This window comes from Mycobacterium sp. TH-M25 (assembly GCF_057473665.1).
This window is the reverse complement of record NZ_JBYCLA010000108.1, coordinates 1-5,346: the sequence shown is the minus strand read 5'-3', so window position 1 is coordinate 5,346 and position 5,346 is coordinate 1. Positions and strand designations below refer to the sequence as shown.

At 62.7% G+C, this 5,346-nt stretch carries 5 protein-coding genes and 1 pseudogene; all 6 read left to right on the top strand.

Annotated elements, in window-relative coordinates; translation table 11 throughout:
• A pseudogene (locus AC2VOU_RS03810) lies at positions 1 to 282 on the top strand (ankyrin repeat domain-containing protein); the annotation flags it as partial.
• A gap of 47 nt (positions 283 to 329) precedes the next feature.
• Complete coding sequence (locus AC2VOU_RS03805) at positions 330 to 1,775, top strand: ADP-ribosylglycohydrolase family protein (RefSeq protein WP_486956150.1); 1,446 nt, start codon at positions 330 to 332, stop codon at positions 1,773 to 1,775.
• Between the two features lie 191 nt (positions 1,776 to 1,966).
• The gene (locus tag AC2VOU_RS03800) at positions 1,967 to 2,302 is read left to right on the top strand and encodes a WXG100 family type VII secretion target (protein WP_486956149.1); all 336 of its coding nucleotides are present in this window, start codon (positions 1,967 to 1,969) and stop codon (positions 2,300 to 2,302) included.
• 3 nt (positions 2,303 to 2,305) lie between these two features.
• Positions 2,306 to 4,099 carry a hypothetical protein gene (locus AC2VOU_RS03795; RefSeq protein WP_486956148.1) on the top strand — a complete coding sequence of 598 codons (1,794 nt, stop codon included), beginning with the start codon at positions 2,306 to 2,308 and terminating at the stop codon, positions 4,097 to 4,099.
• A 42-nt stretch (positions 4,100 to 4,141) separates the two neighbouring features.
• Entirely contained in the window at positions 4,142 to 4,531 is a 390-nt protein-coding gene (locus AC2VOU_RS03790; RefSeq protein ID WP_486956147.1) for a hypothetical protein, read from the top strand.
• Entirely contained in the window at positions 4,528 to 4,977 is a 450-nt protein-coding gene (locus AC2VOU_RS03785) for a hypothetical protein (protein WP_486956146.1), read from the top strand. The genes AC2VOU_RS03790 and AC2VOU_RS03785 overlap by 4 nt, the downstream gene beginning before the upstream one ends.
• Positions 4,978 to 5,346 lie beyond the last annotated feature (369 nt).

Below are 5,346 nucleotides of genomic sequence, written 5' to 3'. Positions count from 1 at the left end.
AGACTCGACGAAGAGCTCGCCAAGCTCATCGATGGTCGCATCGCCGGAAGGCTGTTCGACGGCGACCTGCGCACGGTGTTGCGCTATCCGCCGGTGGAGATCCTGCACGAGCTGCCCGGCCAGCGGGTGTGGTTCCCGCTACCGGGCAAGTACGGCTTCCACATCGAGCTGCAACGCGGAGCCCTCGAAGTCAAAAGCTGGTGCGGCCTGGTCGAGGGGTCCGGCCAAGCCCATTTGGTGACGCCCGACGGCTCGGTCCTCGTCGACCAAGGTTTCGTCTGATGACGACCAGCCCCGTCATCTATCACCCACAACCAAGGAGGTTGGCCATGACTTTAACTGCTGCACAACGTGATCGAGCCTGCGGCGCGCTACTCGCCACCGCAGCCGGGGATGCTCTCGGCGCCGGATATGAGTTCGATCCGCCGATGCCGCCCGGCGCCGCGGTCGACATGATCGGCGGCGGACTGGGCGCGTTCGAGCGCGGCGAGTGGACCGACGACACCTCGATGGCAATCGCGATCGCCGAGATCGCAGCCACCGGAGCGGATCTGCACGACCAGAAGGCGCAGGACTACCTGGCAGAACGTTGGAGCTTCTGGGCAAAGTCCGCCAAAGACATTGGTGTGCAGACCAGTTCGGTGTTATCGGCCGCAAAGACGCGCGGAATCTCGGCGTGCACCGTCCGCGAGGAGTCCGAGGCGCTGCACAAGCGCAGCGGCCGCACCGCGGGCAACGGATCGCTGATGCGGACCGCGCCGGTGGCACTTGCCTACCTCGACGACGAGGACGCGCTCGTCGAAGCCGCCCGTGCGGTCAGCGAGTTGACGCACTTCGATCCCGAGGCCGGCGACGCGTGCGTGCTGTGGTGCGTGGCGATCCGGCACGCCATCGTCACCGGCGAGATCGATGTGCGCCGCGGCGTGGACCGCATTCCCGCCGAGCGTCGCGCGCTGTGGTCGTCTCGGTTGGACGAGGCTGAGGCCTCGCAGCCGTCGGATTTCGCCCCCAAGAACGGCTGGGTCGTCGCCGCGCTGCAAGGCGCGTGGTCGGCGATCGTGAATACCCCGGTGCCCGTCGATGATCCGGCATCGGAGGTGTTTCGTGCCGACCATCTGCGGCTCGCCTTGGAGGCCGCCGTGCGCGGCGGCAACGACACCGACACCGTTGCGGCCATCGCCGGCGGCCTGCTCGGTGCGACGTACGGCGCATCCGCGGTGCCGGCGCGTTGGCGGTTGATGTTGCACGGCTGGCCGGGTCTGGATACCCGCGGCTTGCTCGCGCTTGCCGACAAGATCATCAACAAGGGTCAACCCGACCGGTTCGACTACACCTACGGCGGCTACCCCGAATCGCGCCAGCTCGTTCAGCACCCCTATGACGACGGGCTGTGGATCGGTGGCGTTGCTGCGCTGCAGAAGCTGCCGACGGAGGTCGATGCGGTCGTTTCGTTGTGCCGCGTCGACGACGGGCAGGTGCCCGAGGGCGTGACCCACCTGGATGTTCGGCTCATCGATTACGTCGGCGAAAACGAGAACCTAGACTTCGTGCTGCTCGACACCGTGCATGCGGTGGAGCAGTTGCGCGCCGAGGGCCGGACGGTGTTCCTGCACTGCGTGCAGGCCTACAGCCGCACGCCGACCATCTCCGCGCTCTACGGCGCCCGGAAGCGGGGCGTCGACGTCGACACTGCGTTGCGCGACGTCGCGGAGGTGCTGCCCGGCGCCCGCCCGAACCGGGACTTCAAAGCGGCGATGCAGCGATTGCGGCCGTAATTGTTTCGGAAATCAGCGAACTCCGGATTCGTCAGTCGGTGCATCACCGCGCACGGGGCACCTTGCGCGACCAACACTATTCCGTGAGGCTTTGCAAGTTCAATAGCTACTTTTGCCGCGTCGAGTCGTGTCCGGGCAGCGGTAAACTTCTGCGAACCGTTTCAATCTCGAGGCAAGACATCGGGGAGATCGTGGTGGGCGACAATGTGGAGGTCGACCCGGCGGATGTGCGTTTGGCCGGTGAGCATGTTGACGCGCATGCCAGTAATTTCTTGGCAGCCCATGTGGCAGCCCATGAGCGCATCGCCGCCGCCCAAGGGGGATTCATCGGGCCGGCTGCAGTGGCGTTAGCGGAGTTGGTGGCGCACTGGACCCACGAAACTGCCAGCCACCACCGCGAACTTTATGAACACGCCGACAATTTGCGGAAGGCCGCCAGCAACTACGAAACGTCCGACACCGACGCGGGCACCATCATTGACGCCGCCGTCTCAGACCTGGCCGAGCGTATGGGCATAGGGATGTGACGGGTGGGGTTGAGCATCGCCGAGCTGCAGGAGTGGGATCCCGAAGCGATCACCGAGGTCGGCGAGGCCGCTGCGGCACGAGCCCGGCACAGCCGCGAAGCCGCGCAAAACATCCCTAACCTTCCGGCGTTCGCCACCTGGCACGGTGAAGCCAGCACGACCGCCCAGGACGCGCTGGCCAAGACCAGCGGCAAAATGGAGCTCTCGGCACAAGACGCATTCAAAGTCGCGTTGGGTGCCGGCCACGCCGCCCAGGAAGCCGCAGCGGTCAAAAAACAACTCGCCGACATCTTCACCGAGGCGAACGCCACACCGGCGGTCCGCATCGACACCCACACCAACACCGTGATCCCACCCGACACCAGCGGGTGGGCCGACCAAGACGTGCAGACGGTCAAGACCAAAGTCGAAGATCTCCAACACAAGATCACCGCGTTGCTGGGCAACGCCGAGAAAACCAACACCGATCTGGCCGCGGTGCTGCGCGCCGCCACCGGAACCCCATCGCCGAACGGGCAAGCGGGCGATCCGCCCTCGGATCCGAATGCGCCCAATGCCAAATCGACGCTCGACGACCTCGGCCAGGCCAACAACCAGGCCGTCGTGGACGCGATGAGCCGGGTCAACGCCGCGCAAAAGGCCCTCGATGAGGCGTCGGTCGCGGCCTACACAGACGGCGCGGGCAGCCCCGAGGCGCAGGCCGCGATGGCCAACCTGCCCCAACTGAAACACAACCTCGCCGACGCCCTGGACAACCTCGGCAAAATCCCCGACTACTCCGGTATCGACCCCAAATCGGTGACCATCGGCCCCGACGGCAAGCTGCTGTTCAGCTACAACCTCAACGGGCAGACGATGCAAGTCGCCGGTTCGCTCAAGAACGGCACCGGCGAAATCTTCGACCAAGGCACCCACGCCTACTACACCTACAAAGACGGCAAACTGGTCGGCACCCGGATCCTCGATGAGGGCCGCGCCATCCCCAACGACGAACTCCTACAAAACGCCATCTTCGGCGCCGTGGGTGCCGGCCCCACCGCCATGGCCGGCAAAGCCGGCGCCGAAGCCACCTGGCAGGGCATGCGAGCACTGTTCACCCGCGAAGCCGCCGAAACCGGTGCCGGCGCCGCCGCCGGCGTCACCGCCGACAACGCGCTGCCCCGCGCCCTCGTCCAGGCAGAACACCGCGCCGAAGCCGCCACCAACGACCTAGCCGCCCACCATCCCCTACCCCACACGCCGCCCGGCGCCGCCGAGCATCCTGGCCCCCTACCCGCCGGCGACCACCCTTCACCGCCGGCTACACATGACCACCCGCTGCCCGAAAACAGCCAGCACGAACCACCGCTACCTGCCGGCGACCACGCGCACCCGCTGCCCCCTGACCCTGCGACATCTGGGCCCGCGTTCACCCTCGACAACCCGCTCGACCACATGACCCCAGAGCTGCGGACACTGTCCGAACAGCATCTCACTGGTAGCGGCGAAACCGTCCTCGGACCATTTAGACCGGCGGACGGCAGCCCCTCTTACATCCAGGTCGCAGAAGACCGCGGAGCCAGTTACTTTGACATCGGGGAAGCATGGAACGCGGCCACTCCAACCGAACGACTCGCAGCGAACCAGCATGTACTCGATATAGCTATCGCAAACCGCGACACTATTACGTTGTCAGTGCCGGCCCGTATGATTCCTGAGGACTCATACACTGCCGCAGAAATCAGGTATCTCGAAGCACATGGGTATCAACGTAGTGGTTCTAATACATTCGTTCCCCCAACTCAAGGAGGGCGGTAAATGAAGCGATTACTCGAATCCTTCCTTAGGTACCTTGAGATATTGTATTTGGATCCGCGGTATCGCATTACCGATTCCAGTACTACTGGCTCGGCGATGGAAAACGCATCGTTACGGCTGACCGGTGACATCCTGAGCTGGCGACTCACCAACGATCGAGGCCAGATTCGGCTGGTGGTTGCGCCAACGAAAATGGATACGTCCGAAAACTGGTTTCGGATAACCTCGGTCCGGCAATACCTAGACCACGAGGAAGAGCACGGCACAGTGCTCACCGAAGAAATCGCATCATGGTTGAGCCGGAACATCAATCGTGTGGAGGATTTATTCGCCGACGATTCGGCCGCTGCAACTTCCTGCAGGGTGCTCATTGACTTGGAAGAGGAGAAAGCCACCAAGTTATTCGGGCCCAGCAACAAACCTCGTAAATGAAAACGCTTTCAGAGTACTTTGTGAAATACTTCGAGGTGCTTTACCTAGATCCGCGCTATCGTATTACAGATTCGAAGACCCGTGGGCTGGCCACGACCGACGCATCTCTGCAACTTGCAGGTCCTATCCTGAGTTGGAAATTAGGCAACGACCGAGGACAATTCGAGCTTACTGTTGCACTTACCGCGCAGGCAATGACAGAGAATTGGTTCTGGGTATCGCTCGTCAAACAATATTTAGATGAAGACAGTGAGATTGAATATTTGTCTTCGGGAAAGGAAATCGAATGGGTGCGGGGAAATAGTGGCCGGATTGAGCAACTATTTTCTGACAGGTCGGCGCTCGATACTATATGCTATGTGAGAGACTCAGCACATTGCGGCAATCCACTTCGGACAGACATTGGACACGGTGGAGGCAGCAGGAGGGGCTTACTTAGCAATTGAGCTGGCGCTGATGGGCCTGATGTGGCTTTTGTCGGCGTGTCGGGTTGATCTCGCGCCGGTGACGAGCATGGTGTGTTCGTGCCCGATGCTCCGTCGTGCGAGCAGCTCGCAGCCGAGAACGCCGAGTTGCGCTCGGGGAACACGGTCGTTAATGCTACAATTTTCAGCCACCTCATGACGAAGTCGGCCACCGAGATCGAGCAAATGGTTACGGATGGTCTGGAGTAGTACGACCTGGGACGCGGCGAACCTTAAGGATTGGCGAGACCGCCCGGGCGCTTGGCCCAGCAGCGCGGTGGGGCACACAATCTCAGACAATGGCGCCACCCCGAGAAAAATTCTTAGAAGGATTCTTTCTCCGGTCCGGTG

What these genes read in the sequence shown, in the direction of transcription:
- AC2VOU_RS03805 (WP_486956150.1), top strand. Translation starts at nt 330, where the DNA reads ATGACTTTAACTGCTGCACAACGTGATCGAGCCTGCGGCGCGCTACTC.
- AC2VOU_RS03785 (WP_486956146.1), top strand. Translation starts at nt 4,528, where the DNA reads ATGAAAACGCTTTCAGAGTACTTTGTGAAATACTTCGAGGTGCTTTAC.